Raw genomic sequence first — 26208 nt, 5'->3', positions numbered from 1 at the left:
CTGGTATACCTCAGAGGCATAATTATGCCTCTGAGGTATACCAGCTTTTGCTGAGCTACTCTGAACGGCCATTACCCTCGGTGATGACGGACGAGGTCGAACCGCTCGCGGCGGTGGTCGACCGCGGCGGTCAGGGGGTGCGCAGCGGGGTGCGGAGTTCGGCCAGCGCGGAGGCCACGCCGTGCAGCAGGTCCGTGGCCTCCGTCAGGCGGGTCGCGGCCGGGTGCGCGGTGTTCGGACGGGCGTCCTCGGCGACGTAGCCGGCGGCGGCCACCACCAGCCGCTCGTAGGCGGCCACGCCCTCCTCCAGTTGGGCGACGAGCGTGGCGTGCACCTCGGCGAGCGGCCCGCGCGGGGCCAACTTCAGCGCGCGCTCCACGCCGGCTACCCGTCCGGCCAGCTCACGCAGGGAATGGTCCGCCTCGGCGGCCTCCCGGACCGCCGGCTCGGCCAGCCCGGTCAGCCGGCCGGCCAGCCCGCCGAGGGTGAGCGCGGCGCGGTCCAGCCGGGCCCACGGCTCGGCCGCGGAGGTGCCGCGCAGCGCGAGGCGGGACCGGACGCGGCGTACCTCGGCGAGGACGCCGGGGCCGACGGGCAGCCGCTCGACGGCGGCGACCAGCCGGGCCCGGGAGCGGGCGGCGGCCTCGGCCGGGTCGAGCGCCGGCGGGGCCGGCACGGCGGCGAGCGCCCGGTGGTCGATCCAGCGCCAGGCGGCCACCGCGATCGCGCTGCCCGCGGCGCCGGCCCAGGCCGCGTCCGGCAGCCCCAGGCCGGCGTACGGGGTGAGCACCGCGGCGGCGCCGCCCAGCCCACCGGCCAGCACGCTCCACCGCCGCGCCGAACGGCGCAGCTTGGCCAGCCGCCGGAAGTGTCGCGTCCGCTCGTCCGCCATCGCTCTCCCTCGTCCGTCAGCCGGTGGTGCTCTCCCCGGCGCCGCGGTCCCGGCTCATGCTGGCCCGGATCTCGTCCAGCCGGGCAGCGGCGGCCGGGTCGGTCGGCTGCCCCACGGCGGGCCGTTGCTGCTGGCCGCCGAGCTGCTCGCCGGCCATGCTCGACCGGATCTGCTCCAGCCTGGAGGACCCGGCCGAGTCGAGCGTCGCCTTCTGGATCTCCAGCATCCGCCCCTCGACCGAGTTGCCGGCCAGTTCGGCCCGACCCATGGCGGTCGCGTAGCGGCGCTCGATGCGGTCCCGCACCTCGTCCAGGGAGGGGGTGCTGGCCGGCGCGGTGAGCGACGACATCGACTCCAGCGACTTGGCCACGCTCTCCTGCATCTTGGCCTGCTCGAGCTGGCTGAGCAGCTTGGTGCGCTCGGCGAGCTTCTGCTGGAGGATCATCGAGTTGTTCTCGACCGCCTTGCGGGCCTGCGCGGCCGCGCCGAGCGCCTGGTCGTGCAGCGTCTTGAGATCCTCCAGCGCCTGCTCACCGGAGACGAGCTGGGTGGCGAGCAACTGGGCGGACTGCTCGTAGCGCCCGGCCTCGGTCTCGTCGCCCCGGCCCCGGGCCTGGTCGGCCAGCGCGAGCGCCTGCCGCGCGTTGCCCTGGAGCTGCTCCACCTCGGTCATCTGCCGGGAGAGCTTCATCTCCAACTGGCGCTGGTTGCCGATCACCGCCGCGGCCTGCTGGACCAGCGCCTGGTGCTGCCGCTGCGCCTCCTCGACCGCCTGCTGGATCTGCACCTTCGGATCGGCGTGCTCGTCGATCTTCGCGCCGAAGAGCGCCATCAGGTACTTCCAACCCTTGACGAACGGGTTCGCCATCGCCGCCTCGTCCCCTCAGTAGTGTCGCGCCTACATCGTCCCAGTCGGACACCACTCCGGCACCCGTACGACCCTGATCAACAGTACGACGCAGGCGCCACCGGCGACCATCGCGCGGACCGGTCGGTCAGGCGGCGCAGACCACGTCCCGCTCGGCGGGGCGTACGCGGGTGCTGCGCAGCGTCGCCTTGAGCGGCGAGTCCTGCCGGACCTGGACGGCCACCGCGCCGTCGGTGGTGACCTGCCGGACACCCCGGTTGGTGGCCTTGCGCACGGCGGGCGGGGCCACCGGCGTCGGCTCGTCGGTCACCGGCACCAGCACGCCGGGCATCTGCTCGGCCAGCGCGACCGTGTCGCTCACCTCGCGCAGCAGCTCGGACAGGCGGGCGCCGAGCGCGTCGCAGATCGCGGCGAGCAGCTCGCTGGAGGGCTCCTTCTGGCCGCGTTCGATCTCGGAGAGGTAACCGAGGCTGACGTTGGCCGCGGACGAGACCTCGCGGAGGGTGCGGTGCTGCCCCTGCCGGCGCGCCCGCAGTGCGTCACCGATCACCCGGCGTAGCAGGACCATCGCACCTCCCCTGACGGGACACTCGTCCGGCCGGTCCGCGCCGCGCCGGGGACGGCGGTCCGCCCCGGCGCCGGCGTCGCCCGCCGGAGCCTTCCCGCAACCGTACCCGTTGACCGCCACGACGACATCCCACCCCGCCTCTCCAATCCTGTGCGGAACGCCGTGCCGGCGACCCCGCGGCCGGGCGCGTCGGCGGTCGGACGGCTCACCGCCGGCCGGCGCCCGCCGGGTCGGCGACCCCGGCGTCGTCGCTGCCCGGGATGTGCTCGGCGAGCAGGCGCAGCGCCTCGATCACCGCGGCCGAGCGGATGTGGTCCCGGCCGCCGTCGAGGTCGAGCCGGCGCACGTCGCTGCCGGTGGGGCCGGCAACCGCCACGTAGACCAGGCCGACCGGCTTGTCGTCCTGCGGCTCCGGCCCGGCCACGCCGGTGGTGGCCAGTCCCCAGTCCGCGCCGCAGCGCCGCCGCCCGCCCTCGGCCAGCGCGACGGCCACCTCCGGGTCGACCGGCCCACGCGCCGCCAGCAGGTCCTCCGGCACACCGGCCAGCACCGCCTTCAGCTCGGTGGCGTAGACCACCAGACCGCCCCGGTAGATCGCGCTGACGCCGGCGATCTCCACGATCGCGGCGGCGAGCAGCCCACCGGTCAGCGACTCGACAGTGGCCAGCGTCTGGCCGCACTCGCGCAGTCGGTGCACCGCGGCAGCCGCCGGACTGCCGGCGGGCCGCTGGTGTCGCGCGTCGGTGTCTCCCATGACCGCCCCTTCTTCCCGCGCCGCGCCGGCTTACTCGCCGGCTGCCCGGATCAACGCGTGGGCCGTCGCAGCCGCAGCGCCTGGGCGACGTAGTCGAAGCCGGTGGCGACCGTGACCGCCACCGCGGCGCCCATGATCCAGGGGCCGACCGGGGCCAGCGCCGCCGGCATCGGCCAGAGGTACCAGGTGATGGCCAGGATCTGCAACGCGGTCTTGATCTTGCCGCCCCGGCTGGCCGCGATCACCCCGTGCCGGATCACCCAGAAACGCAACGCGGTGATGCCCAGCTCCCGGACCAGGATCACCACGGTCACCCACCAGGGCAGCCGGTCGTAGACGGAGAGCAGCACCAACGCGGCGCCGGTGAGCGCCTTGTCGGCGATCGGGTCGGCGACCTTGCCCAGCGAGGTGACCAGCTCGAACCGCCTGGCGATCCAGCCGTCGACCAGGTCCGTCGCCGAGGCCACCACGAAGATCAGGCAGGCCGCCGTCCGCCAGCCGGCGTGAGTCATCCCGGACGCGACCACGGTGACCGCGAAGACCGGCACCAGCACCAGCCGCGCCGCGGTCAGCAGATTGGCCGCGTTGAGCAGCGGCACGGGAGCGGTCACCGTCGACTCCGCCCCGGTCATGTCCGGCATCGCCCCACGTGGCTTCCCCGCTCCGTCCGGGCCCGCCGTCACCGTGCCGCGCCGGGCGCCGCCGAGATCATCTCATCCGGTACGGCGATCAGGTCGACCCCCTCGGTCGCCGTCACCCGGGCCCGGACCAGGTCACCCGGGCGCAGCGCGGCCAGGTCCACCCCGCCGCCGTCCGGCGCGACGAGCGTGGTCGACCCGTCGACCTCGGGCGCCTGGTGAGCGGCCCGACCCTCGACCACGCCGTCGGCGACCGAGTCGACCAGCACCTCCACCGTCGAGCCGAGCCGCTCCTCGGCCCGCTGCGAGCACAGCTCGTCGGCGAGCGCGCTGAGCCTGTCGTAGCGTCGCTTGACCGTGGCGGCGGAGACCTTGCCGGGCAGCCCGGCGGCCTCGGTGCCGTCCTCGTCGCTGTAGTCGAACATGCCGATCGCGTCCAGCCGCGCCTCGGTCAGGAACCGGACCAGCTCGGCCACGTCCTGCTTCGTCTCGCCCGGGAAGCCGACGATGAAGTTGCTCCGCGCGCCCGCCTCGGGCGCCAGCGCGCGGGCGGAGGCGAGCAGCTCCAGGAACCGGTCGGTGGAGCCGAACCGGCGCATCCGGCGCAGCACCGGCTCGCTGGAGTGCTGGAACGACAGGTCGAAGTACGCGGCCACGCCGGGCGTGGTGGCGATCACCTCGACCAGGCCGGGCCGGGTCTCGGCCGGCTGGAGGTAACTCGCCCGGACCCGCACGATCCCGTCGATGGCGGCGAGCTGCGGCAGCAGCTTCTCCAACGCCCGCGGGTCGCCCAGGTCCTTGCCGTAGGAGGTGGAGTTCTCGCTGACCAGCACCAGCTCCCGTACGCCGGTCTTGGCCAGCCACTCCGCCTCGGCGAGCAGCTCGTCCGGGGTACGCGAGACGAACGCGCCACGGAACGCCGGAATGGCGCAGAACGCGCACCGCCGGTCGCAGCCACTGGCCAGCTTCAGCGAGGCCACCGGACCGGTGTCGAGCCGGTGCCGCAGCACCTGCCGCAGGTGCGCCGGGGTGTGCGCGTCGGTCTCCGGCGCGACCCGGGTCGGCGTGCCGTGGCCGGGCAGCGAGACCGCCGCCTCGCGGCGCTTCACCGGTGTCAGCGGCAGCAGCTCGCGCCGGTCGCGCGGGGTGTGCGCGGAGATCGCCTCGCCGGCCACCACCGCGTCGAGCCGGGCGGCGATGTCCGGGTAGTCGTCGAAGCTGAGCACCGCCTGCGCCTCGGGGAGACTGTCGGCCAGCTCATGGCCGTACCGCTCGGCCATGCAGCCGGCGGCGACCACCTTGGCGCCGGTGTCGGCGGCGGCCAGCAGCGTCTGGATCGAGTCCTGCTTCGCCTTCTCCACGAAGCCGCAGGTGTTCACCACCACCACGTCGGCGCCCTCGCCGTCGGTGGTCACCTGCCAGCCGTCGGCGTGCAGCCGGGCGGCCAACTCCTCCGAGTCGACCTCGTTGCGCGCGCACCCCAGCGTCAGCAGCGCAACCCGCCGCCCATCGGACGGAGACAAAGAATCAGACACCATCCGAGGGTACAGGTGCAAGGAAGGGCCCTTTCCCAACGCCTGCGGTAGAGAAGGGCTCCCGTCTCACCGCGCCGGGCGGGTGGGCAGGAGGGTGCGGGCCAGGCGGTCCAGCAGGAAGACCTCGGTGCCGGCCAGGCCGGTGGAGCAGAAGACCGAGATCTGCTCCGCACGGGTCCGGCCGGGGACCGCGCCGGCCAGCACCGCGCCCAGGTCACGCAGCCGCCCGGCGTACGGCTCGACGGCGGCGAGCATCGGCGGGGCGTACGCGGCGGCCTGCCCCGGCGAGTCGGTGACCAGCAGGTCGGCGGCGTCGAGCAGGTCGGTGCCGAACTCGTGCCGGTCGACCTGCTTGAAGCCCACGGTGTTGACGTGCGTGCCCGGGGCCAGATCGGCGGCGGCCAGCACCGGGGTGGTGCTGGTGGTGGCGAGCACCACGAGATCGCGGTCACGCACCGCGGCGGCGGCGGAGCCGACGGCCCGGGCCGGCACGCCCAGCTCGGCCCGGACCCGGGCGGCGAACGCCTCCCGCCGGGCGGCCGAGCGGCTGTGCACGGTCACCTCGCGCAGCGGCCGGACCGCCGCGGCGGCCCAGACCTGGGTCCACGCCTGGCGTCCGGAACCCACCACGCCGAGCGTGGCGGCGTCCGGTCGGGCCAGCGCGTCCACCGCCACGCCGCCCAGTCCCCCGGTGCGCCGCGAGCCCAGCTCGTCGCCGACCGCGATGGCCCGGACCGCGCCGGTACGCGCGTCGTGCAGCACGACGAGCTGCCCGCCCTCCGGGTGCCCGAACGTGTCGTACGAGCGGAAGCCGTACCACTCCCCGGTCAGGTGGCCGGCGGTGAGCACCATCCGGCCGCCACCGAGCGGCGCGGACGCCCGGGGCGGGGCGATCAGCCGCCCGGCGTACGAGGCCAGCAACGCGTCCCGCATGGCGGCGACGGTGAGCGGGGCGTCCACGACCGCCGCCACGTCCTCGTCGGAGAAGAGCACCGTCATGGACCCATCGTGCAACCTCAAGTTGACGTCAACTCCAGTGATGGTGGGCTTCGTCACCACGCCGCCCGACCCGCCCCGCCGGTGCTAGCGTCGGCCGTGGCGGTCCCCGGGCCGCCCCGGACGAGTGGTGGGCGTACCCGGTCAGGCACGACGCCCCGCGTGAACCGACCGCCGCCCGGCCGACCGCCGGGCCCGCCCGTCAGAGGTGATCCGTCATGGCCTGGATCGTGCTGGTGCTCTCCGGACTGCTGGAGACCGCGTGGGCGATCGCCCTGGACCGCAGCGCCGGCTTCACCCGACCCGTCCCCTCCGCCGTCTTCGCCGTCACGCTCGTCGGCAGCATGGCCGGCCTGGCGTACGCGCTGCGCGACATCCCGGTCGGCACCGGCTACGCGGTGTGGGTCGGCATCGGCGCGGTGGGCACCGCGCTGGTCGGCATGGTCGCGCTCGGCGAACCGGCCAACCTGCCCCGGATCGTCTGCCTGCTGCTGGTGGTCGCCGGCGTGGTCGGCCTCAAGGTGTTCCACTGATCGATGCGTCATCCGGTTTGGACAGCCGCCGCGCCGGGGTAGGTGATCCCCAGCTCATCGAGAAGATCACTCACGGAGGACCCCATGGCCGACGTCCACGCCACCGCCCGTCCGCGCAGCAACGCCGCCCGGATCTGCACCATCATCGCGTTCGTCTTCGCGGCGCTCGCGCTCTTCCTGTCCCCGCTGATCTTCGGGGTCCTCGGCGTGATCCTCGGCATCGTGGGCGCCGTGCTCGGCGACAAGCCCCTCGGCTGGTACGCCGCCGCCGCCAGCGTCGCCGGCGCCGTCCTCGGCTTCATCATCGCCGCCGCGCTCCTGAACGCCTGATCGCACCACCGGCACGACGAGGGCCCGCCGTTCTCCGGCGGGCCCTCGTCGTGACCGGGTCTACTCCTCGCCGCCCCGCAGGCCGACCAGGACCTCCTCCAGCTCGTCCGGCTTGACCAGCACGTCGCGCGCCTTGGAGCCCTCGGACGGGCCGACCACGCCCCGGGTCTCCATCAGGTCCATCAGCCGGCCCGCCTTGGCGAAACCGACCCGCAGCTTGCGCTGGAGCATCGAGGTCGAGCCGAACTGCGAGGTGACCACCAGCTCGACGGCCTGCACCAGCAGGTCGAGGTCGTCGCCGATGTCCTCGTCGATCTTCTTCTTGCTGTCCTGCGCCGGGGCGAGCACGTCGGAGCGGAACTCCGGCTCGCGCTGGTCCTTGCAGAACTTGACCACGTCGGCGATCTCGCGCTCGGTCACCCAGGCGCCCTGGATGCGGACCGGCTTCGACGCGCCCATCGGCAGGAACAGGCCGTCACCGCGGCCGAGCAGCTTCTCCGCGCCGGGCTGGTCGAGGATGACCCGGGAGTCGGCGAGCGACGAGGTGGCGAACGCCAACCGGGACGGCACGTTCGCCTTGATCAGACCGGTGACCACGTCCACCGAGGGACGCTGGGTGGCCAGCACCAGGTGGATGCCGGCGGCCCGGGCGAGCTGGGTGATCCGGACGACCGAGTCCTCCACGTCGCGCGGCGCGACCATCATCAGGTCGGCCAGCTCGTCCACGATCACCAGCAGGTACGGGTAGGGGCGCATCTCCCGCTCGCTCCCCGGCGGGGCCTTGATCTCGCCGTTGCGCACCTTGCGGTTGAAGTCGTCGATGTGCCGGACCCCGTTGGCGGCGAGGTCGTCGTAGCGCATGTCCATCTCGCGGACGACCCACTCCAGCGAGTCGGCCGCCTTCTTCGGGTTGGTGACGATCGGCGTGACCAGGTGCGGGATGCCCTCGTAGCCGGTCATCTCGACGCGCTTCGGGTCGATCAGCAGCAGCCGCACCTCGTCCGGCGTGGCTCTGGTCAAAATAGACACCAGCAGACTATTCAGGCATGAACTCTTCCCGGCGCCGGTGGCACCGGCGATCAGGATATGAGGCATCTTCGCGAGGTTTGCCACCACGTAGCCGCCCTCGATGTCCTTGCCGAGCGCCACCACCATCGGGTGGTGGTCGCTTGTCGCGTTGCGCGACCGCAGCACGTCGCCGAGCGACACGTTCTCCGGGTCGGTGTTCGGGATCTCCACGCCGACCGCGCTCTTGCCCGGGATCGGGCTGAGGATCCGCACGTCCGGCGACTTCACCGCGTACGCGATGTTGCGGGAGAGCTGGGTGATCCGCTCGACCTTGACGCCCGGCCCCAGCTCGACCTCGTACCGGGTCACGGTCGGGCCCCGGGTGAAGCCGGTGACCTCGGCGTCCACCCCGAACTGGTCGAACACGCCGGTCAGCGCCGCGATCACCTCGTCGTTGGCCTTGCTCCGGGTCTTCGGCGCGGCGCCCGCGCCGAGCATGTTGGCCGGCGGCAGCGTGTAGTCGCCGGCCAGGCCGGTGAGCGCGAGCTGCTCGGCGCGGGTGGGCAGCGGCGAGTGCTCCGGCGGCTCGGCCGGCTTGCGGTTCGCCGGCACCTTGGGCATCTTGCGCGGCAGCACGATGGTTTCCTGGAGATCCACGCCGGCCAGCTCGTCGTCCGGGTCCGGTGGGTCCAGCGGCGGCGGGAGCCGCTTCGCCGGCCGCTTGCGTGCCGGCTTCGGCGGCGCGGCGACCTCGACCGGTTCCGCCACCTCGACGTCGTCGGACGGGATCAGGCCGGCGCGCAGCCCGAGCCGCTCCGGAATCCGGTTGATCGGCGTCGCGGTCACCACCAGCAGGCCGAACACCAGCAGCAGGAACAGCAACGGCATGGCCACCCAGGCGGTCACCGCCGACTTCAGCAGGTCACCCAGGCCGGCGCCGATCAGGCCGCCGGCGTAGTCGCGCTGCACCTCGTCCACCGGGTTCTGCCCGATGTGCAGCATCGCGGCGGTGGCCAGCAGCATCGAACCCCAGCCGACCAGGCCACGACCGCGATGCTCCGGGTCCACCGGCGTCCGCATCAACCGCCACGCGCCGATCATCAACAGCACCGGCAGCACGATGGAGATCGCGCCGAAGAAGAGGCGCACCGTGTCGGCCAGATGCCGGCCGACCGGCCCCGCGCCGCCGCCCCAGATGCCCACCGCAGCGAGGATGGCCAGCCCGAACAGGAGCAGGCCGGCGCCGTCGCGGCGGTGCTCCGGGTCCAGCTCCCGGGTGGACGCGGCCTGCCGGCCGGCGGCCCGGAACGCCCAGCCGACCGAGTGCGCCAGCCCCATCCACAGTGCGTTGACCGCGCCGCCGACGAACGCGGCCGGGCTCGGCCCGCGGGTCGGCCGCCGCCGGACCGGCTTGCGCGCCGCCTTCTTCGCCGGTTGACGGGCACGGTTGTTGGTGGTTCCGCGCGGCGACGCGCCGCGCCGCCGGCTCGCCTGAGAGGTACGGCCCGCCATAGAGTCACGGTAACGGCGGTAACCGGCGGAACGCCGCTTTTCCGGGTCGGGTGCGCGTGTCGCAGCGCGGGCCGGGCCGTCGTTTGTGTTATTCGCCTCAGAAGGGATGCCCGATGGCGTCGCCGGAGATCGAGGACGGTCCGGACGGTCCCCTGACCGGACACCCGCAGGCACTGCGGCCACTGACCGGCGAGCTGATCGCCGCCGTGCTGGCCCACCGGGGGTACGCGGTGGCCGAGGAACCCGACGGCGCGCTTGTCGGCCGCTGGGAACGCAGCCTGATCTGGTTCCACCGCCGGGGCGCGGCCGGCGAGCTGCTCCAGGTGCGCACCGTCGCCGCGCACCGGTTCGGCATCGAACGGGTGCCCGGCCTGCACGCGTTCTGCAACACGTGGAACCACGACCGGCTCTGGCCCAAGGCGTACGTGCACGTCGACGACGACGGCGTCGCCCAGGTCTGCGGCGAGGTCACCACCGACCTGGAACGCGGCGTCACGCCGCACCAGCTCGACCGGCTGATCGACTGCGGCGTCACCACCGGCTGCCAGCTCGCCGCCGCCGTCGCCGACCTGCCCGGCGGGACGCTCCGGTGACCACGGCTCGCGACCGGGCGCTGGCCGCCGCGCTCGCCGACGCCCGGGACCGGCCGGACGACGAGGAACGCTGCGCCGAGCTGGACCGGATCGCGACCCGCGCCGACGCCGCCGACGACCCGCGTACCGCCCTGTCGGCGCGGTTCGCGCTGGTCGAGGCGTACCTGCACCGGGGCGAGCGGTGGCGGACCGTGGAGCCGGTCCGCCGCCTGCGGGCCACGCTGGCCCGGCATCCGGGGCTGCTCGACGCCCACCCGGACGAGTTGGTCCGGCTGCGCCGGCACCAGCGACAGGCGGTGGAGGCGGCGCTCGGCACGCCCCGGGTCGGGCTGGACCAGATCCGGTCGCTCACCGACGCGCTCGCCGACGAACTGGGCCCGGACGCCCCGCCGGTCGCCGAGCTGCGCTGCCGGCTCGCCGACCACCTCGGCGACGAGCCGGCCGCCCGGCGCGCGTACCAGCGGTGGACGGCCGGGGACGCGGCCGACCCGGTGGGCGGCTGTCCGGGTTGCGCCCCGGCCCGGCGGGCCGAGCTGCTGACCGGCTGGGGCGAGCCGGAGGCGGCCCTGGCGGCACTGGGCCGGCACGGCCAGCACGGCCGGCGCCACGGCGAGCGCGACGCGGCGGACGGCACGCCGGACTGCACCGACCAGCCCGAACGGTCCCTCACGGCGGGGCTGCTGCCGTGGCTGCGTACCGGCGCGGTGGAGCGGGCGGCGCGGGCGCACGTGCACGCGTACCGCCGGCACCGCCGGGAGCGGGCCGCGTTCCCGCTGCTCGCCACGCACCTGCGGTTCTGCGCGCTGGGCGGGTACCCGCACCGCGGCCTGGAGCTGCTGACCGAGCAGTTGCCCCGGCTGGACCGGCCGGCCGACGACCTGTCCGCGATGGAGTTCGCGGCGGCCGGCGCGCTGCTCTGCGGGCTGGCCACGGAGGCCGGTCTCGGCGGGCGGCGGATCCACCGTCCCGGGCACGGCTCCCGGCCGGCGGCCGAGGTGGACGTGGCCACGCTCGGCGCGCAGCTCCAGGCGCTGGCCACCGCGCTGGCCGGCAGCTTCGACGCCCGCAACGGCACCGGGCACCAGTCCGGCCGGATCGCCTCCTGGCTGGCCGAACGGCCGCTCGCCGGGCCGGTGTCGCTGGCGGCGGAGAGCGAGTTCGACGAGGAGCCGGAGGCCGACCCGGCCGAGCCGGGCCCGCCCGGTCCGGAGGAGCCGGCCCCGCTGGACGCCGCGCTGCTCACCGCCGCGCTGGCGGCGCGCCGCGAGGCGGTCACGGTGGAGCCGGACGGCACACTCGTCGGCCGGTGGGGCGAGGCGACGATCCAGTTCCGCGTGCTCGGCGAGGTGCTGCACGCCCGGGTGGTGGCGGCACGCACGCTGCCGGCCGACCGACGCGCCGAGGCATACGCGTTCTGCAACGCCTGGAACCACGACCGCCTGCTGCCCGCCGCCTACGTGCACGAGCCCGGCGACGGGACGCTGGTGTTGGCCGCCGGTGTCACCACGGACCTGTCCTGCGGCGTCGCGCCGACCCAACTGGCCGTGCTGGTGGCCGCCGCCGTCCGCACCGGCACCGCGTACGCCGACGCGGTCGCCGCCCTGGGCTGAGCCGCCCACGCCCCGCGCCGCGTCGGACGCCGACGCGGCGCGGCCCCCGACCACCGGGCGGTGGCGGTCGGAGGCCGCGGTCTCGGGGGCGGCGGTCAGCGGGCGGAGAACGCCACCGTGTAGTCGCCGGCACCGGACAGCCCGACCACGCGGTAGCGGTAGGCGCCGGCCGGGGTGTCGGCGGTCAGCGTGGCCGCGCCGTCGGCGGTGGTCGTGCGGGCCACGGTGCGGAACGCGCCGCCGGTGAAGCGTTGCAGCTCCAGCACCACCCGGGCGCCGTCCGGCGCGACGACGCAGGCCTCCTGCGTGCCGCCGGCCACCCGGAAGAAGCGACCGTCCGGCTGCACCTGCGCGCGCCCGGCGGCGATCCGGCCGGTGCGGCTCACCTGGCCGGTGCACCCGGTGTCGCCGGCCGGCGGCTCGGCGGGCGGCGTGGCGGCCGGCGGGGCGGTCTGGTCGCCACCGGCCGGCGGCTCCGCGGGCGCCGGCTGGTCGCCGGCGGTGACCAGCGTCAGGTTGTTGCGCTGGAGGATCTCGTTGACCGGCTGGAAGAACGTCACGCCGCCCCGGGTGCAGTCGCCGGAGCCACCGGAGGTGACCCCCTGCGCCTGGTCACCGGAGAGCCACGCGCCGCCGGAGTCGCCCGGCTCGGCGCAGACGTCGGTCCGGGTCAGCCCGGTGACCGTCCCCTCCGGATAGTTGACGGTGGCGTTCTTGGCCTGCACCACGCCGCAGCGGGTGCCGGTGGTGGAGCCGGACCGGCAGATCGACGCGCCGACCGGGGCCTCGGTGGAGCCGTTCACCGGCACCGTGCCGCCGTTGAAGTCGTTCACCACGCCCTGCGGCGTCCAGTCGCCGTTGGTCTCGACCACGGCCCAGTCGTCGCCGGGGAACGACGAGGCCGCGAACGTGCCCTGGGCGACCCGGTTGCTGCCGGTGGTGCGGTCCCCCGGCCGGCCGCAGTGCCCGGCGGTGACGAAGCCGCCGAGCACGGAGAAGCCGACCGAGCAGCGGCCGGCGTTGTTGATGAGGAACGCGTCGCCGCCCCGCACGTCGAACAGCGGGCGCGGGGCCTCGTCGGCGGTCCGCACCCGGACCGGGCCGGCGGTCCCGCCGGCGGCGGCGAACCGGCGGCCGGCGGACTCCGCGCCGGGCCGGGCGACCACCACCACGGAGTTGCTGGCCACGTCGACGTACCAGCCGGCGATGTCCGGGCTGGCGTCCGCGCCGGCCGCGTCCAGCCGGGTCTTCACCGCGTCCAGCTCGGCGACGCCCCGCTGCACCCGCTTCGGCACCGCGCCGGCCGCGGTGACCCGCGCCGCCCCGGCCGCGTCGGTCACCGCCACGGTGAGCGTGGCGCCGTCGTCGCCGAGCCAGCTCCCGCCGTAGCCGGCGCCGAGTTCGGTGCGCAGCCTGCTGACCGTGCCGGCCGCCCAGCGTTCGGTCCTCAGCCGGCGGACCGCCTGGTCACGGGTGAGCGAGAGGTCGCGGCCCAGCGCGTCCAGAACCTCCGGGGCGATGCCGTCGGCGGCCGGGGCCGCCCGCCGGGGTTCCTCACCGGCGAACGACGGCAGCGTCACCGCCGCCGTCAGGCCGGCCGCCGCCACCAGTACGCCGATGGCTGTCATCCGTCTGCGGTCCATCCGCCACGCTCCTCCCGGCCGGCGCGGGGGCACGCCGACCGACCGGGGGTACGGAGCCGGACGCCGATCGGTTGAGGACCGGCACCCGGTTTCGACGCAGCGTGTCCGGGCGTACCCGGAACGCGACCGCGCCGGCCCACCACGGACGGTGGACCGGCGCGTGGAACCGTCGGGTCAGACCTCGACCACGGTCGGGACGATCATCGGGCGTCGGCGGTACGCGTCGTTGACCCAGCGGCCCACCGTCCGGCGGACGATCTGCTGGAGCTGGTGCGGGTCGGTGATGCCGTCCGCGGCGGCCCGGTTCAGCGCCTCGGTGACCAGCGGCACCACCGGGTTGAACGCGGCCGGGTCCTCGGAGAAGCCCTTCGCCGAGACGGTCGGCCCGGCGACCACCTTGCCGGTGACCGAGTCGACGACCACGGTGGTGGCGATGAAGCCGCCGTCGCCGAGGATCCGGCGCTCGGTCAGCAGCGACTCGCTGACGTCGCCCACGGCGAGGCCGTCGACGTAGACGTACCGGCTCTTCACCCGCCCGACCAGGCTGGCCCGGCCCTCGACCAGGTCGACCACGTCGCCGTCCTCGCAGAGCACCACCCGGTCCGGCGCGACACCGGACTCGATGCCGAGCCGGGCGTGCGCGCGCAGGTGCCGCCACTCGCCGTGCACCGGCATCAGGTTGCTCGGCCGCACCACGTTGAGCAGGTAGAGCAGCTCGCCGGCCGGGGCGTGCCCGGAGACGTGCACCTTGGCCACGTCCTTGTGCACCACCACGGCGCCGGCCCGGGCCAGCCGGTTGATCACCCGGTAGACCGAGGTCTCGTTGCCGGGCACCAGCGACGAGGCCAGCACCACGGTGTCACCCGGCGCGATGGTGATGTGCCGGTGGTCGCCGCTGGCCATCCGGCCCAGCGCGCTCATCGGCTCGCCCTGCGAGCCGGTGGACATCAGCACGATCTGCTCGGGCGGCAGGTTGGTGGCCTCCTCGATGTTGACCACCAGACCGGCCGGGATGTTGAGCAGGCCCAGGTCCCGGGCGATGCCCATGTTGCGGACCATGGACCGGCCGATCAGCGCCACCTTGCGGCCGTGCTCGGCCGCCGAGTCGAAGACCTGCTGCACCCGGTGCACGTGCGAGGCGAACGAGGCGACGATGATCCGCCCCTTGGCCTTCGCGAAGATCGAGTCGAGCACCGGCCCGATCTCCCGCTCCGGCGTGACGAAGCCGGGGATCTCCGCGTTGGTCGAGTCGGAGAGCAGCAGGTCGACGCCCTCGGCGCCGAGCCGGGCGAAGCCGGCCAGGTCGGTGATCCGCCCGTCCAGCGGGAGCTGGTCCATCTTGAAGTCGCCGGTGTGCAGCACCAGGCCGGCCGGGGTGCGGATGGCCACCGCCAGCGCGTCCGGGATCGAGTGGTTCACCGCGAAGAACTCGCACTCGAACGGGCCCAGCCGCTCCCGGCCGCCCTCCCGCACGGTCAGCGTGTACGGCTGGATCCGCCGCTCGGCCAGCTTCGCCTCGACCAGCGCCAGCGTGAACTGGGAGCCGACCAGCGGAATGTCCGGCTTGTGGGCGAGCAGGTACGGCACCGCGCCGATGTGGTCCTCGTGGCCGTGGGTGAGCACGATCGCCTGCACGTCGGCCAGCCGGTCCAGGATCGGACCGAAGTCGGGCAGGATCAGATCCACGCCCGGCTGCTCGACGTCGGGGAAGAGCACCCCGCAGTCGACGATCAGCAGCTTGCCGTCGTACTCGAAGACGGTCATGTTCCGGCCGATGGCGCCGAGTCCGCCGAGCGGGATGATCCGCAGGCCGCCTTCCGGCAGCGGCGGGGGCAGCTCACCCTCGATGTGCGCCTCGGTCACGCGTCACCTCATTCTGCGACGCCGCGGGCGGCGTCCGTCGTGTCGTTGAATCATGCGGGCAGGGGCAGGCCCGCCGCGGCGCAGTCGGCACGCAGCTGGGCCAGTTCGTCGCCGGTGGCCTCCACCAGCGGCGGTCGCACCGGGCCGGCCGGCAGGCCCAGGGCCGTGAGGCCGGCCTTGACCAGGATCGTGCCCTGGGTGCGGAAGATACCGGTGTAGAGCGGCAGCAGCCGCCGGTGCAGAGCGAGCGCGCCGGCGTGGTCGCCCGCCTCGAACGCCTCGATCATCTGCTTCGTCGCCGCGCCGGTGAAGTGCGTGGACGTGCCGACCACGCCGACCGCGCCGACCGCCAGGGCGGGCAGGGTCAACGCGTCCTCGCCGCTGTAGAACGCGAGGTCGCTGCGGGCCAGCACCTCCGAGGTCGCGATCAGGTCACCCTTGGCGTCCTTGACCGCGACGATCCGGCCGTGCTCGGCGAGCTTGACCAGCGTGTCGGTGGCGATCGCGACGCCGGAGCGGTGCGGGATGTCGTAGAGCATCACCGGCAGCCCGGTGGCGTCCGCGACGGTGGTGAAGTGGTGCAGCAGCCCGGCCTGCGGCGGCTTGTTGTAGTACGGCGTGACCACGAGCAGGCCGTGCGCGCCGGCCTTCTCGGCCTGCGCGGCCAGCTCGACGGTGTGCCGGGTGTCGTTGGTGCCCACCCCGGCGACGATCCGGGCCCGGTCGCCGACCGCCTCGACCACGGCGCGGATCAGCGTCTCCTTCTCCGCGTCGGTGGTGGTCGGCGACTCACCGGTGGTGCCGTTGAGCACCAGCGCGTCGTTGCCCTGCTCGTCGACGAGGTGCCCGGCCAGCCGGGCGGCGCCGTCGAGGTCGAGCGCGCCGTCGGGGGTGAACGGCGTCACCATGGCCGTGATCACCCGCCCGAACGGGCGCGACGCGCCGCGGTCCAGGGCGGCGGAGTGGTCGTGCGTCATGTTCACAACCTAGCGGACGACCACCGGTGCCCCGGCGGCGAAGGGAGACGACTCACTCCGCGTGCGGCGAGGCCGCCACCTCGGTGCCGTCCGGCAGCGTGGTGATCACGAAGTCGGCGAAGACGTTCGGCGCGACGCCCTGGAGCTGCCGCAGGCACTCGATCGCCAGCTCGCGGATCTCGACGTCGGCGTGCTCGGTGGCGCGCATCTTCACGAAGTGCCGCCACGCCCGGTAGTTCCCGGTCACCACGATCCGGGTCTCGGTCGCGTTCGGCAGCACGGCCCGGGCCGCCTGCCGGGCCTGCTTGCGGCGCAACGTCGGGTTGAGCTCGTCGGTGAAGCGGGCCTCCAGCCCCTCCAGCAGATCGGTGTACGCGCGCACCGCCGCCTCGGACGCCTCGACGAACTTCTTGTGCAGCTCCGGGTCCTCGGCGATCACCGCCGGCTCGACCATCGCGGCGTCCCGCTCGGGCACGTAGCGCTGGGAGAGCTGCGAGTAGGAGAAGTGCCGGTGCCGGATCAGCTCGTGCGTGAACGACCGGGAGACGCCGCTGAAGTAGAAGCTCACCGAGCCGTGCTCCAGCACGGACAGGTGACCCACCTCCAGGATGTGGGCCAGGTAGCCGGCGTTCGTCGCGGTGACCGGGTTCGGCTTCTTCCAGCTCTGGTAGCAGGCCCGGCCGGCGAACTCGGCGAGCGCCTGCCCGCCGTCGGCGTCGGTCGACCACGGCACCTCGTCCGGCGCCTGGAACTGGGTCCACGCGATCAGCTTGACCTGGGGCTGCACCATCTCCGGCATGCCGAGGACTGTAGTTGCCCGTCGTCCGGCGCGGAAATCGGGCACGCGGCCGACCAGCCCTTGCCCTCCGGCAGCTCTCCCGGCCTGGTCGTCCCGGCGGCCAGGTTCACCGCACCCAGCGCGAAGGGCACCGGTGACAGATCGTCCGGCCGCCCGGGCCGGCCCACCAGCGCGCCAGCAGGCCGTCAGACGTAGAGCGAGGGGAACGGCGCCCAGGGCAGGTTGCGGACCACCGAGAAGACCGCCCAGGCGGCCAGGAAACCGCCGAGCACCTTCGGGCTGAACCGCGGCTCGGGCAGTCGCCAGCCGAACGCCCGGTTGCCGGCCCAGGCGACGAAGAGCCAGGCCAGGAACGGCAGCGCGAAGACGAAGAGGAAGTGGTGCCGGGCGGCGGCCGGCAGGTCGCCGTGCAGCACGAACCAGAGCGCGCGGGTGCCGCCGCAGCCGGGGCAGTCCAGCCCGGTGGTGAGCTTGAGCAGGCAGGTCGGCCGGGCGTCCGGATCGCTCCGGGTGGGGTCGCTGATCAACGCGTACGTCATGCCGAGGCCGACGCAGGCCAGCGCGGCCAGCGGCACCGCCCAACGCGGGGCGCGGGCGTGCAGGCGCAACACCAGCCGGGTGAAGCGGTCCGGCTCGACCGGCTGGTAGGCCACCCCGACCGGCCACGCCACCGGCCCGGGATGACCGTAAGGCTCGGCAGGACCGGAGGGCCCGGCAGGACCGGAGGGCTCGGCGAGGCCGTGAGGCTCGGCGTGCCGGTGCGGTTCGGCGTGCGCGTGTGCGGGTGCCTCCGCGTCCGGGTGCGGTGCGGTAGCGGGCCGGTCGACGCTCGTCACGAGGTCACCGTACACCGGCCACGCCCACCAGCGCGGCGGCCAACGGCGCGGCCAGGTCACCGGCGGCCGGCGGGGCGACCGCGTCCAGGCCGAGCCAGCCGGCCAGCCGGTACAGCTCGGCGGCGAGCGCCACGGCCGTCTCCCCCGGGTCGGCGCCCGGCTCCAGCCAGGCCGCCGGCACCAGCAGGACGCCCGCCTTCCGGTCGGCCTTGAGGTCGACCCGGGCGGTGAACCGCTCGCCCTGCCGGAACGGCAGCACGTAGTAGCCGTACACCCGCTGGGGCGCCGGCACGTAGATCTCGATGCGGTAGGTGAAGCCGAAGAGCCGCTCCGTGCGCGCCCGCTCCCAGACCAGCGGGTCGAACGGGCTGACCAGCGTGTTTCCCCGCACCCAGCGGGGCAACCGGGCGTCGGCGTGCAGGAAGGCCGGCTGCCGCCACCCCTGGACGGTGACCGGGGTCAGCTCGCCCGCCTCGACCAGCTCGGCGATCGCCTGCCGGGCCCCGGCGACCGGCAGGCGGAAGTAGTCCCGCAGCTCCGGCTCGGCGGCGACGCCCAACGACCGGGCCGCGAGCGCCACCAGGGCCCGGTGCGCCTCGGCGACGGTCGGGGTGGGCGCGTCGAGCACGGCCGCCGGCAGCACCCGCTCGGGCAGGTCGTAGCGGCGGGCGAACGAGTTCGTGCGGTCGGCGGCGGTGACCTCGCCGGCCCAGAACAGGAACTCCAGCGCCCGCTTGACGGTCGACCAGTTCCACCCCCAGTTGCCGGTCTCCCGGGGCGCGTCGTGCTCGATCTCGGCGGCGGTGAGCGGCCCCCGGGCGGCCACCTCGTCGCGGACCCACGCGACCAGCTCGGGTTGCTCCTGCGCGATCCGGCGCATCCAGCCCCACGCCTCGTCGCGCGCCTTGGCCATCCGCCAGCGCAGCGCCGGGTGCAGCCCCACCGGGACCAGCGACGCCTCGTGCGCCCAGTATTCGAACAGCTCGCGGGGGCGGCGGTAGGCGGCGGTGTCGAGCAGCGCGGTCGGGTAGGGCCCGAGCCGGCTGTAGAGCGGCAGGTAGTGCGCGCGTTGCAGGACGTTCACCGAATCCATCTGGATCAGCCCGACCCGGTCGAGCACCCGGCGCAGGTGCCGGCGGGTGGGCACGCCGGCGGGCGGCGGGTCGGCGAAGCCCTGGGCGGCCAACGCGATCCGGCGGGCCTGGGCGAGCGAGAGCGATTCCGGTGCGGCCATCGTCGCGACCCTAATCCACCGGTACGACGCGGACGGAGCGGCGGCTGGACCGGCCGTCCGCCGGGGCATACAACTGGACGGTGCCCACCATTCGACCGGAGGAGCCGGACGACGCCGAGGCGATCGCCCGGGTGCACATCCACGGCTGGCAGGCCGGTTACGCCGGCATCATGCCCGCCGAGGTGCTGCGCCGGCTGAACCCGGCCGCCTGGGCGCAGCGCCGCCGCGACCTCGGCACCGCCGACCCGGAGCACCCGTTCACCACGCTGGTCGCCGAGGCCGACGGTCAGGTCACCGGCTTCACCACGTTCGGGCCGTACCGGAACAACCAGGACCGCGGCGACCTCGACCCGGCGTACGGCGAGTTGCTGGCCCTCTACCTGGAGCCGGCGCACTGGGGTTCCGGCACCGGTGCGGCGCTGCTCGCCGCCGCCCGGGCCGGGCTGGCCGGGCGGGGCTGGACCGAGTACCGGCTCTGGGTGCTCGCCGACAACGCCCGGGCCCGCCGCTTCTACGAGCGGGCCGGGCACTCACCGGACGGCGAGGAGTCCGCCTACCCGGTGCCGTTGCCCGGTGGGCGCGACCCGGTCCTGCTCCGCGAGCTGCGGTACACCGCCCGGCTCGACCGCTGACCCCGCCGGCCCGGCGTCGCCCGCCGGCCCGGCGCCGCCGGCCGGGACCGCCCAGCGGCGGATCGGCAGGCCGAGCAGCAGCGCCAGGCTGAGCCACACGTAGGTGTTGCTGCCGAGGAAGCCGTCCACACCGGTGAAGTCCTTCTCCCAGGACCAGACGATGCGGCTGCACAGCAGCGCGTACCCGATCAGCGCGGCGGCCAGCAGCAGACGGCGCCGCCGGCCGCGGGCGGGCGCCGCCATGCCGTTGTCGACCAGCAGGATCAGCCCCGGCAGCAGCCAGACCAGGTGGTGCACCCAGGTCACGGGGCTGACCAGGCACATCACCGCACCGGTCAGGGCCAGGCCGGTGGCCTCGTCGCCGACGGCCACCGCCCGCCGGCACCGCCAACCCCAGATCACCAGCGTCCCGAGTACGAGCAGCAGCCAGGCGACGGTGCTCGGATGCTCCGGGTCGAGCCGGGCGACCACGCCGCGCAGCGACTGGTTGGAGACGAACGCCAACTCACCGACCCGGTCGGTGTTCCACAGCGCCTCGGTCCAGAACTCGCGGGACGCGTCCGGGAAGAGGCCGGCGGCGACGAGCGTAGCGACGGCGGCCGAGCCGACCGCGGTCGCGACGGCCCGCCAGCGGCCGGTGACCAGTAGGTAGACGATGAAGATGCCGGGGGTCAGCTTGATCGCGGTGGCCAGGCCGATGCCCACGCCGGCCCAGCGGCTGCCGGCCGGCAGCAGCCGGAGCAGGTCCACCGCCACCAGGAACAGCAGCAGCATGTTGACCTGACCGAAATTGACCGTCTCGCGCATCGGCTCGTACGCGGCGGCCAGGCAGAGCGCGACCGCGAGCGTGAACCAGCGGGTCCAGCCGGCCCGCCGGGCGACCGGGTCCAGCAGCCACCAGATCACCACGGCGCTGACCACCACCGTCGCCGCCACGCTCACCACGATCGCCGCGCCCCACGGCAGGTACGCCATGGGCAGCATGACGAGCGCCGCGAACGGCGGGTAGGTGAAGCCGTACTGGGTGCCGGCCTTGAGGAAGTCGTAGATCTCGCCGCCGTCACGCGCCCAGTAGGTGAGCGCGCCGTGGTAGACCCTCAGGTCGAAGAAGCCGTGCCGCACCGCCGCCACGGAGAGGAACCCGGTGACCGCCGCGGCGAGCGCCACCACGGCCGCGACCTGCGTGGTCGTCCGCCCGGCACCCTGCGCCACCGTCCTCCTCCTCGCCCTGCGTAGGCTCACGTGCCATGGCTGAAGGCTACGTCCGCCCCGCGCGTCCCGAGGACGTCGCCGAGATCGCACGCATCCAGCTCGCGACCTGGCGGGTCGCGTACCGCCGGATCCTGCCCCGGCACGTGCTCGACAACCTGGACGAGGCGTACCTCGCCCGGCGGTGGGGCGCGGCGGTGCAGGAGCCGCCCTCGGGCGCGCACCGGGTGCTGGTCGCCGTCGAACAGGCCGCGCAATCGTATCTGGTGGGGTTCGCCGCCTCCGGTCCGGCCGACGCCGAGGCGCTCGCCCCGGGCGAGCCGGCCGACGCGTTCGACTCGGGCGTGGCCGCGGTGACCGACCTGCTGGTCGAGCCGCGGTGGGGGCGGCGCGGGCACGGCAGCCGGCTGCTCGCCGCCACCGTCGAGCACTGGCGCGCGGACGGGCTCACCCGAGCGGTGGCGTGGGCGTTCGACGCGGACGCGGCGACCCGTGCGTTCCTCGGCTCGACCGGCTGGGAGCCGGACGGCGCGACCCGGGCGCTGGACGTGGACGACATGCTGGTGCCGCAGCTCCGGCTGCACGTGGCCGTCCCGGCGGAAGCGGCGCCGACGCCGCGATGAGTTTCCGGCCGGCCGCCGGTCTGCCCTCCACGGGTGGCACCGGCGGTCCCGGCACGGGGCGGGACCGCCGGCCGCCGGTCAGCCCTTGTCGGCGCCCTCGTTGGCGCCGCGCACGAAGTACCGCTGGAAGATCACGAAGAGCACCGCCACCGGGATGGTGGCCAGCAGCGCCGCGCCGAGCTTCAGCGGATACTGGTTGCCCTTGCCGAGCGAGCCGCCGACCAGGTCGGCCAGGCCACGGGGCAGCGTGAACAGGCCCGGGTCCTGCACCGAGACGAGGCTGTGCGGGAACTCGTTCCAGGAGCCCTGGAACGACAGGATGGTCAGCGTGATCAGCGCCGGTCGGGCCATCGGCAGCACCACCGACCAGAACGTGCGGAAGACACCGGCGCCGTCGATGCGGGCCGCCTCCTCCACGCTGACCGGGATCGACTCGAAGAACTGTTTCATGATGAACACGCCGGCCGCGTCGGCGAGCAGCGGCACGATCAGGCCGGCGTAACTGTCGTACAGGCCGATCTGCTTGAGCACCAGGAACTTCGGGATCAGCAGCACCACGCCCGGCACCGCCATCACCGCGATGACGGCGGCGAACAGCCCGGCCCGGCCCCGGAAGCGCAGCCGGGCCAGCGCGTAGCCGGCGAGCGAGTCGAAGAACACCCGGCCGAGCGTGACCAGCAGCGTGACCAGCAGCGAGTTGCCGAGCCAGAGCGGGAAGTTGGTGCCGGAGAAGATCCGTTCGAAGCCGGCCAGCGTGAGCGGGTCCGGGATCGGTGACAGCGGGTTGGCCGCCGCGTCCGGCTCGGTCTTGAACGAGTTGCCGAGCTGGATCACGAACGGGTAGAGGAAGACCAGTCCGAAGAAGATCAGGACGGCGTACCCGAGGAAGCGGTTGGCCCGAGCGCGCGGCTCGCGGTCGCGACGGCGCGCGACCGGCGCCGGCCGGTCGGTCAGCACGGCCATGTCAGGACCCCTCCGGTACGCGTCGCCGCCACCACCGGCCGCGCCGGTTGCCGTCCCGGTCGGCCATCAGCCGGCGCTGGAACAGGGTGAGCAGGATGATGATCAGGAACAGCACGAACGAGATGGCCGCGCCGGAGCCGTAGTCGAAGTCGCGGAACGCGGTCCGGTACGACAGGTACGCCGGGGTGAGCGTGGTCTTGGCCGGGTCACCCTGGCTCATCACGTACACCTGGTCGAAGACCTGCCAGGAGCCGATCAGTCCCAGCGTGACCACGAGGAACGTGGTGGGCTTGAGCAGCGGCAGCGTGACGTACCGGAAGCGCTGCCAGCGGGACGCCCCGTCGAGCATGCCGGCCTCGTCCAGCGCCACCGGGACGTTCTGCAACGCGGCCAGGTACATCAGCATGAACGTGCCCGAGGTGGTCCAGATGACCAGGCAGATGATCGACATCATGGCCACGCTGGGCCCGGAGAGCCACTCCCACCAGCTCAGCCCGAACGGGCCGCCGGAGGTGAGCGCGGCCGGCGGGGTGTCCAGCCCGAACGCGCCGAGGACCAGGTGCAGGACGCCCCGACCGTCGGCGAACCACTCCGGCCCGTCGACCCCGAGCAGGCCGAGCAGCCGGTTGACCGCGCCGGAGTTGGCGAACAGGAACAGGAAGACCACGCTGACCGCGACCGAACTGGTCACGGACGGGAAGTAGAACGCGCTGCGGAAGAAGCCCTTCCCCTTCAGCAGCCGGTTGTTGACCACCAGGGCGAGACCGAGCGCGAGCGCGGTCTGCACCGGCACCACGATCGCCACGTAGTAGATGTTGTTGCGGATGGCGGTCATGAAGTCGCGGCGGGCGAGCCCGTCGTCGGTGAACAGCCGGCTGTAGTTGTCGCCGCCGACGAACGGCACGTCGCCGGTGAACGGGCTGCCCTGACCGTTCCAGTCGGTGAGGCTCACCCAGAGCGCCATCAGGATCGGCAGCAGCAGGAAGAGCCCGAGGATCACGATCACCGGCGCGACGAAGAGCCAGCCGGCGAGGTTCTCGTTACTGCGGATGCCGCCCGTACGGCGACGCGGCGGGCCGGCCGACGCGGTGCCCGGCGCGGCGAGCGTGTCCGTTGCCACTCCCCCTCCTTTCCGTCGGGGAGGCGTCGGCGGGACCCCGTCGACCGGGGTCCCGCCGCACACCTCAGCCGCCGAGCGCCGCCTTGGCGTTCTTGTCGAAGTTGGCGAGGATCGTCTTCGGGTCACCGGTGGTCAGGCCCTGGAGGCCGGCCTCCAGGTCCCGCAGCACGCTGTCCATCTTCGGCGCGTTCACCGGGCCCTGGGCGTACTCGACGCCGTCGATGAACGGCTTGTCCGCCGGGAACGCGCCGGTGTACTGGTCGCGGACCGACTGGCGGGACGGCATCACGCCGAACGCCTTCGCGAAGCCGATCTGCTGCTCGCCGGCGGTCATCGCCTCGACGAACTTGATCGCCTGCTCCTTGTACTTCGACTTGGCCGCGATGCCCCAGCACTGGGTGAAGGAGAGCGTGCCCTGCCCCTTCGGGCCGGCCGGCAGCGGCACCACCTTGTACTTCACGTTCGGGAAATCGTTCTGCAGGGCGCCCTTGATCCAGTTGCCCTCGATGGTCATCACGGCCTTGCCCTTGCCGAACGCCTCGCCGGACCAGCCGGAGTCGAGCTGCTTCGGGAACTTCGCGTAGCCGCCTGTGAGCAGCGACTTGACGTACTGGAGGGCCTGGAGGTTCTCCGGGGTGTCCGCAGTCGGCTGCTTGCCGTCCTTGCTCATCAGCCAGCCGCCGTTCTGCACCATGAACGCGCCGATGCGGTCCCGGGTGTCGCCGAGCGCGAGCGCGACCTGGCCCTTGGCCTTGATCTTCTGGCTGACGGCGGTGAGCTGGTCCCAGGTGGTCGGCACGTCGGCGTCGGTCAGGCCGGCCTTGGCCCACAGGTCGGTGTTGATCTGGAGCGCCAGCGTGGAGAAGTCCTTCGGCGCGCAGTAGAGCTTGCCGTCGTAGGTGAACGCGGTGCGCAGGCTCTCGTAGAAGTCGTCGGAGTTGGCGACCTTGTCCCCGTACGGCTCCAGCGCGCCGACGCTGGCGAAGTCGGCGAAGCGGGCCGCGTCGACGTAGAAGACGTCCGGCGGGGTGCCGCCGGCAAGCGCCTGGCCGAGCTGCTGGGTGAGGTCCTGCGCCGGGGTGACGGTGGCGGAGTTGCCGGAGGAGCCGGCCCACGCGGCGGCGGCGTCCTTCACGGCCTTGGTCTCGGCGTCGCCGGAGGAGCCGATCAGGATCTGCAGGCTGGCCGGGCCGCTGGACTGCTTGGTGTCGGTGGCCGAGTCGTCGAAGCCGCTGCCGCAGGCGGCGGAGCCGAGCAGGGCGACGGCGGCGACGCCGGCCACCGCGGCCCGGGTGAGCATCCGTGGTGTCATCTGTTTCTCCTGGTGGGGGATGGGATCACGCCGAGTGCCGGAGCACCAGCGAGGGGTCGAGCAGCAGTTGGGGGTCGCGTTGTTGCCCGTCGAGCAGCCCGGTGAGCAGCTCGACACAGCGGGCGGCGGCCTCGCCGAGCGGCTGACTGACGCTGCTCAGCCCGACCGCGGCGGCCACCGGGGTGTCGTCGAAGCCGACGACCGCCACGTCGGTCCCGGCGTCGCGGGTGGCCTGCCACGCGCCGAGGGCCAGCGAGTCGCTGGCGCAGACCAGCGCCGTCGGCGGCGCGTCGAGGGCGAGCAGCGCGCGGGCCTCGCGCTCCCCCTCGGCGATGCCGTCCTCGGTGGCGCGGTCCGGTGCGGCGCCGTCGAGGCCGACCTCCGCCATCGTGGTACGCCAGCCGGCGCGCCTGTCGTCGCCGACGCCGGAGCCGGCGGGCCAGCCGAGGAACGCGATCCGACGGTGGCCGGCGGCGAGCAGGTGCCGGGTGGCCTGGGCGGTGCCGGCGGCGCCGTCCACGTCGACCCAGGGGTGCGCCTCCGGCGTGTCCCAGGGCCGGCCGAACGTCACGAACGGCACCTTCCGCTCGGCCAGCCACGCGGTACGCGGGTCGCGGTGCTTGGTGCCGGTGAGCACGAACGCGTCCAGTTCGTACGCGCCGAGCAGGTCGTCGTAGGTGGCGATCTCGTCGTCATCGTGGCGGGCGGTGTAGAGCATGACCCGGTAGCCGGTGGCGTCGGCGGTCTCGGTGAGGCCGTGCAGGAAGCGGTCGAGCACGGAGCCGTTGATGCCGTCCCGGGTGGGCTCGATGCGGACGGCGATGAGCCGGGACCGCCCGGTCCGCATCTGGCGGGCGGCCTGGTTGGCCCGGTAGCCGAGCGCGGCGATGGCCTCCCGCACCCGGCGACGGGTGTCCTCACGGACGATGTGCGGGGCGTTGAGCACGTTGGAGACGGTCTGCCGGCTGACCTGGGCATGCCGGGCCACGGTCGCGATGGTTACCTTTTCTCCCACGAAATCCCTCTCGCCGCCTTGAACGATCCAATGCCGATGCGGCAGGATTAGATCGTTCAAAGTTTCTGGAATGTTTCGCACTCTGCACCCGGCCGCAGCCAGTTGTCAAGACATCCGCGCCACCGATCAGCACCAGGAGTTACCC

General features: G+C 73.9%; 25 protein-coding genes. 6 read left to right on the top strand and 19 right to left on the bottom strand.

From position 1 onward, the window contains the following. Positions 1-130: 130 nt before the first annotated feature. The 7 genes from ACIA6B_RS22390 to ACIA6B_RS22360 form a co-directional block, all read right to left on the bottom strand. On the bottom strand, positions 131-892 hold the full coding sequence (locus ACIA6B_RS22390) for a hypothetical protein (RefSeq protein WP_396775968.1): 762 nt from the start codon (positions 890-892) through the stop codon (positions 131-133). 16 nt (positions 893-908) lie between these two features. Further along, positions 909-1760, bottom strand: a complete 852-nt coding sequence (locus tag ACIA6B_RS22385) for a PspA/IM30 family protein (protein WP_396775966.1) — start codon at positions 1758-1760, stop codon at positions 909-911. A gap of 127 nt (positions 1761-1887) precedes the next feature. Further along, on the bottom strand, positions 1888-2328 hold the full coding sequence (locus ACIA6B_RS22380) for a helix-turn-helix domain-containing protein (RefSeq protein ID WP_107156055.1): 441 nt from the start codon (positions 2326-2328) through the stop codon (positions 1888-1890). Between the two features lie 205 nt (positions 2329-2533). Beyond that, a complete protein-coding gene (locus ACIA6B_RS22375) occupies positions 2534-3082 on the bottom strand; it encodes a CinA family protein (protein WP_396775964.1) in 549 nt (182 codons plus the stop codon). A gap of 50 nt (positions 3083-3132) precedes the next feature. Next, positions 3133-3714: a CDP-diacylglycerol--glycerol-3-phosphate 3-phosphatidyltransferase gene (gene pgsA, locus ACIA6B_RS22370; protein ID WP_396776238.1), complete on the bottom strand. Its 582-nt coding sequence runs from the start codon at positions 3712-3714 to the stop codon at positions 3133-3135. Positions 3715-3761: 47 nt separating this feature from the next. Next, complete coding sequence (gene rimO, locus ACIA6B_RS22365; protein ID WP_396775962.1) at positions 3762-5258, bottom strand: 30S ribosomal protein S12 methylthiotransferase RimO; 1497 nt, start codon at positions 5256-5258, stop codon at positions 3762-3764. 63 nt (positions 5259-5321) lie between these two features. Beyond that, positions 5322-6254: an ornithine cyclodeaminase family protein gene (locus tag ACIA6B_RS22360; protein ID WP_396775960.1), complete on the bottom strand. Its 933-nt coding sequence runs from the start codon at positions 6252-6254 to the stop codon at positions 5322-5324. 215 nt (positions 6255-6469) lie between these two features. On the opposite strand from ACIA6B_RS22360, the gene ACIA6B_RS22355 reads away from it, so the two are divergent. Together ACIA6B_RS22355 and ACIA6B_RS22350 are read left to right on the top strand one after the other, a co-directional pair. Next, entirely contained in the window at positions 6470-6784 is a 315-nt protein-coding gene (locus tag ACIA6B_RS22355) for a DMT family transporter (RefSeq protein WP_396775958.1), read from the top strand. A gap of 84 nt (positions 6785-6868) precedes the next feature. Further along, positions 6869-7114: a hypothetical protein gene (locus ACIA6B_RS22350; protein ID WP_107156049.1), complete on the top strand. Its 246-nt coding sequence runs from the start codon at positions 6869-6871 to the stop codon at positions 7112-7114. Positions 7115-7174: 60 nt separating this feature from the next. Here ACIA6B_RS22350 and ACIA6B_RS22345 read toward each other — a convergent pair whose 3' ends face one another. Then, on the bottom strand, positions 7175-9634 hold the full coding sequence (locus ACIA6B_RS22345; protein WP_396775957.1) for a DNA translocase FtsK: 2460 nt from the start codon (positions 9632-9634) through the stop codon (positions 7175-7177). 113 nt (positions 9635-9747) lie between these two features. Between ACIA6B_RS22345 and ACIA6B_RS22340 the strand changes: the two genes are divergently transcribed. Then, on the top strand, positions 9748-10227 hold the full coding sequence (locus tag ACIA6B_RS22340; protein WP_396775955.1) for a YbjN domain-containing protein: 480 nt from the start codon (positions 9748-9750) through the stop codon (positions 10225-10227). Continuing rightward, a complete protein-coding gene (locus ACIA6B_RS22335; protein ID WP_396775953.1) occupies positions 10224-11837 on the top strand; it encodes a YbjN domain-containing protein in 1614 nt (537 codons plus the stop codon). The genes ACIA6B_RS22340 and ACIA6B_RS22335 overlap by 4 nt, the downstream gene beginning before the upstream one ends. A gap of 95 nt (positions 11838-11932) precedes the next feature. On the opposite strand, the gene ACIA6B_RS22330 is transcribed toward ACIA6B_RS22335, so the two are convergent. The 6 genes from ACIA6B_RS22330 to ACIA6B_RS22305 all read right to left on the bottom strand — a co-directional run bounded on the left by ACIA6B_RS22330 (position 11933) and on the right by ACIA6B_RS22305 (position 19189). Further along, positions 11933-13480: a S1 family peptidase gene (locus ACIA6B_RS22330; RefSeq protein ID WP_396775952.1), complete on the bottom strand. Its 1548-nt coding sequence runs from the start codon at positions 13478-13480 to the stop codon at positions 11933-11935. Between the two features lie 174 nt (positions 13481-13654). Then, entirely contained in the window at positions 13655-15343 is a 1689-nt protein-coding gene (locus ACIA6B_RS22325) for a ribonuclease J (protein ID WP_396775950.1), read from the bottom strand. A gap of 50 nt (positions 15344-15393) precedes the next feature. Further along, entirely contained in the window at positions 15394-16320 is a 927-nt protein-coding gene (dapA, locus tag ACIA6B_RS22320) for a 4-hydroxy-tetrahydrodipicolinate synthase (protein ID WP_396775948.1), read from the bottom strand. Positions 16321-16372: 52 nt separating this feature from the next. Further along, on the bottom strand, positions 16373-17110 hold the full coding sequence (gene thyX, locus ACIA6B_RS22315) for an FAD-dependent thymidylate synthase (RefSeq protein WP_396776236.1): 738 nt from the start codon (positions 17108-17110) through the stop codon (positions 16373-16375). A 194-nt stretch (positions 17111-17304) separates the two neighbouring features. Continuing rightward, positions 17305-17970, bottom strand: a complete 666-nt coding sequence (locus ACIA6B_RS22310) for a DUF2752 domain-containing protein (protein WP_396775947.1) — start codon at positions 17968-17970, stop codon at positions 17305-17307. After that, the gene (locus ACIA6B_RS22305; protein ID WP_396775945.1) at positions 17960-19189 is read right to left on the bottom strand and encodes a winged helix-turn-helix domain-containing protein; all 1230 of its coding nucleotides are present in this window, start codon (positions 19187-19189) and stop codon (positions 17960-17962) included. Before ACIA6B_RS22305 ends, ACIA6B_RS22310 begins: the two co-directional genes overlap by 11 nt. Before the next feature lie 80 nt (positions 19190-19269). Between ACIA6B_RS22305 and ACIA6B_RS22300 the strand changes: the two genes are divergently transcribed. After that, complete coding sequence (locus ACIA6B_RS22300; protein WP_396775943.1) at positions 19270-19821, top strand: GNAT family N-acetyltransferase; 552 nt, start codon at positions 19270-19272, stop codon at positions 19819-19821. Here the strand turns inward: ACIA6B_RS22300 and ACIA6B_RS22295 are convergent. Next, a complete protein-coding gene (locus ACIA6B_RS22295; RefSeq protein ID WP_396775941.1) occupies positions 19720-21033 on the bottom strand; it encodes a glycosyltransferase family 87 protein in 1314 nt (437 codons plus the stop codon). The genes ACIA6B_RS22300 and ACIA6B_RS22295 overlap by 102 nt on opposite strands. A gap of 35 nt (positions 21034-21068) precedes the next feature. Here ACIA6B_RS22295 and ACIA6B_RS22290 point away from each other — a divergent pair, with 35 nt between their 5' ends. Continuing rightward, positions 21069-21653 (top strand): GNAT family N-acetyltransferase, encoded by a 585-nt coding sequence (locus ACIA6B_RS22290; RefSeq protein WP_396775939.1) that lies wholly within the window; start codon positions 21069-21071, stop codon positions 21651-21653. A 78-nt stretch (positions 21654-21731) separates the two neighbouring features. Here ACIA6B_RS22290 and ACIA6B_RS22285 read toward each other — a convergent pair whose 3' ends face one another. The 4 genes from ACIA6B_RS22285 to ACIA6B_RS22270 form a co-directional block, all read right to left on the bottom strand. Beyond that, on the bottom strand, positions 21732-22616 hold the full coding sequence (locus ACIA6B_RS22285; protein ID WP_396775937.1) for a carbohydrate ABC transporter permease: 885 nt from the start codon (positions 22614-22616) through the stop codon (positions 21732-21734). Between the two features lies 1 nt (position 22617). Then, positions 22618-23736: a carbohydrate ABC transporter permease gene (locus ACIA6B_RS22280; RefSeq protein WP_281935521.1), complete on the bottom strand. Its 1119-nt coding sequence runs from the start codon at positions 23734-23736 to the stop codon at positions 22618-22620. 64 nt (positions 23737-23800) lie between these two features. Next, positions 23801-25048: an extracellular solute-binding protein gene (locus ACIA6B_RS22275; RefSeq protein ID WP_396775936.1), complete on the bottom strand. Its 1248-nt coding sequence runs from the start codon at positions 25046-25048 to the stop codon at positions 23801-23803. Between the two features lie 25 nt (positions 25049-25073). Next, positions 25074-26063 carry a LacI family DNA-binding transcriptional regulator gene (locus ACIA6B_RS22270; RefSeq protein ID WP_396775934.1) on the bottom strand — a complete coding sequence of 330 codons (990 nt, stop codon included), beginning with the start codon at positions 26061-26063 and terminating at the stop codon, positions 25074-25076. Positions 26064-26208: the final 145 nt, after the last annotated feature.

Source organism: Micromonospora sp. NPDC051141 (assembly GCF_044455765.1).
Classification (GTDB): Bacteria; Actinomycetota; Actinomycetes; order Mycobacteriales; family Micromonosporaceae; genus Micromonospora.
This window is presented reverse-complemented; position numbering and strand designations above follow the sequence as displayed.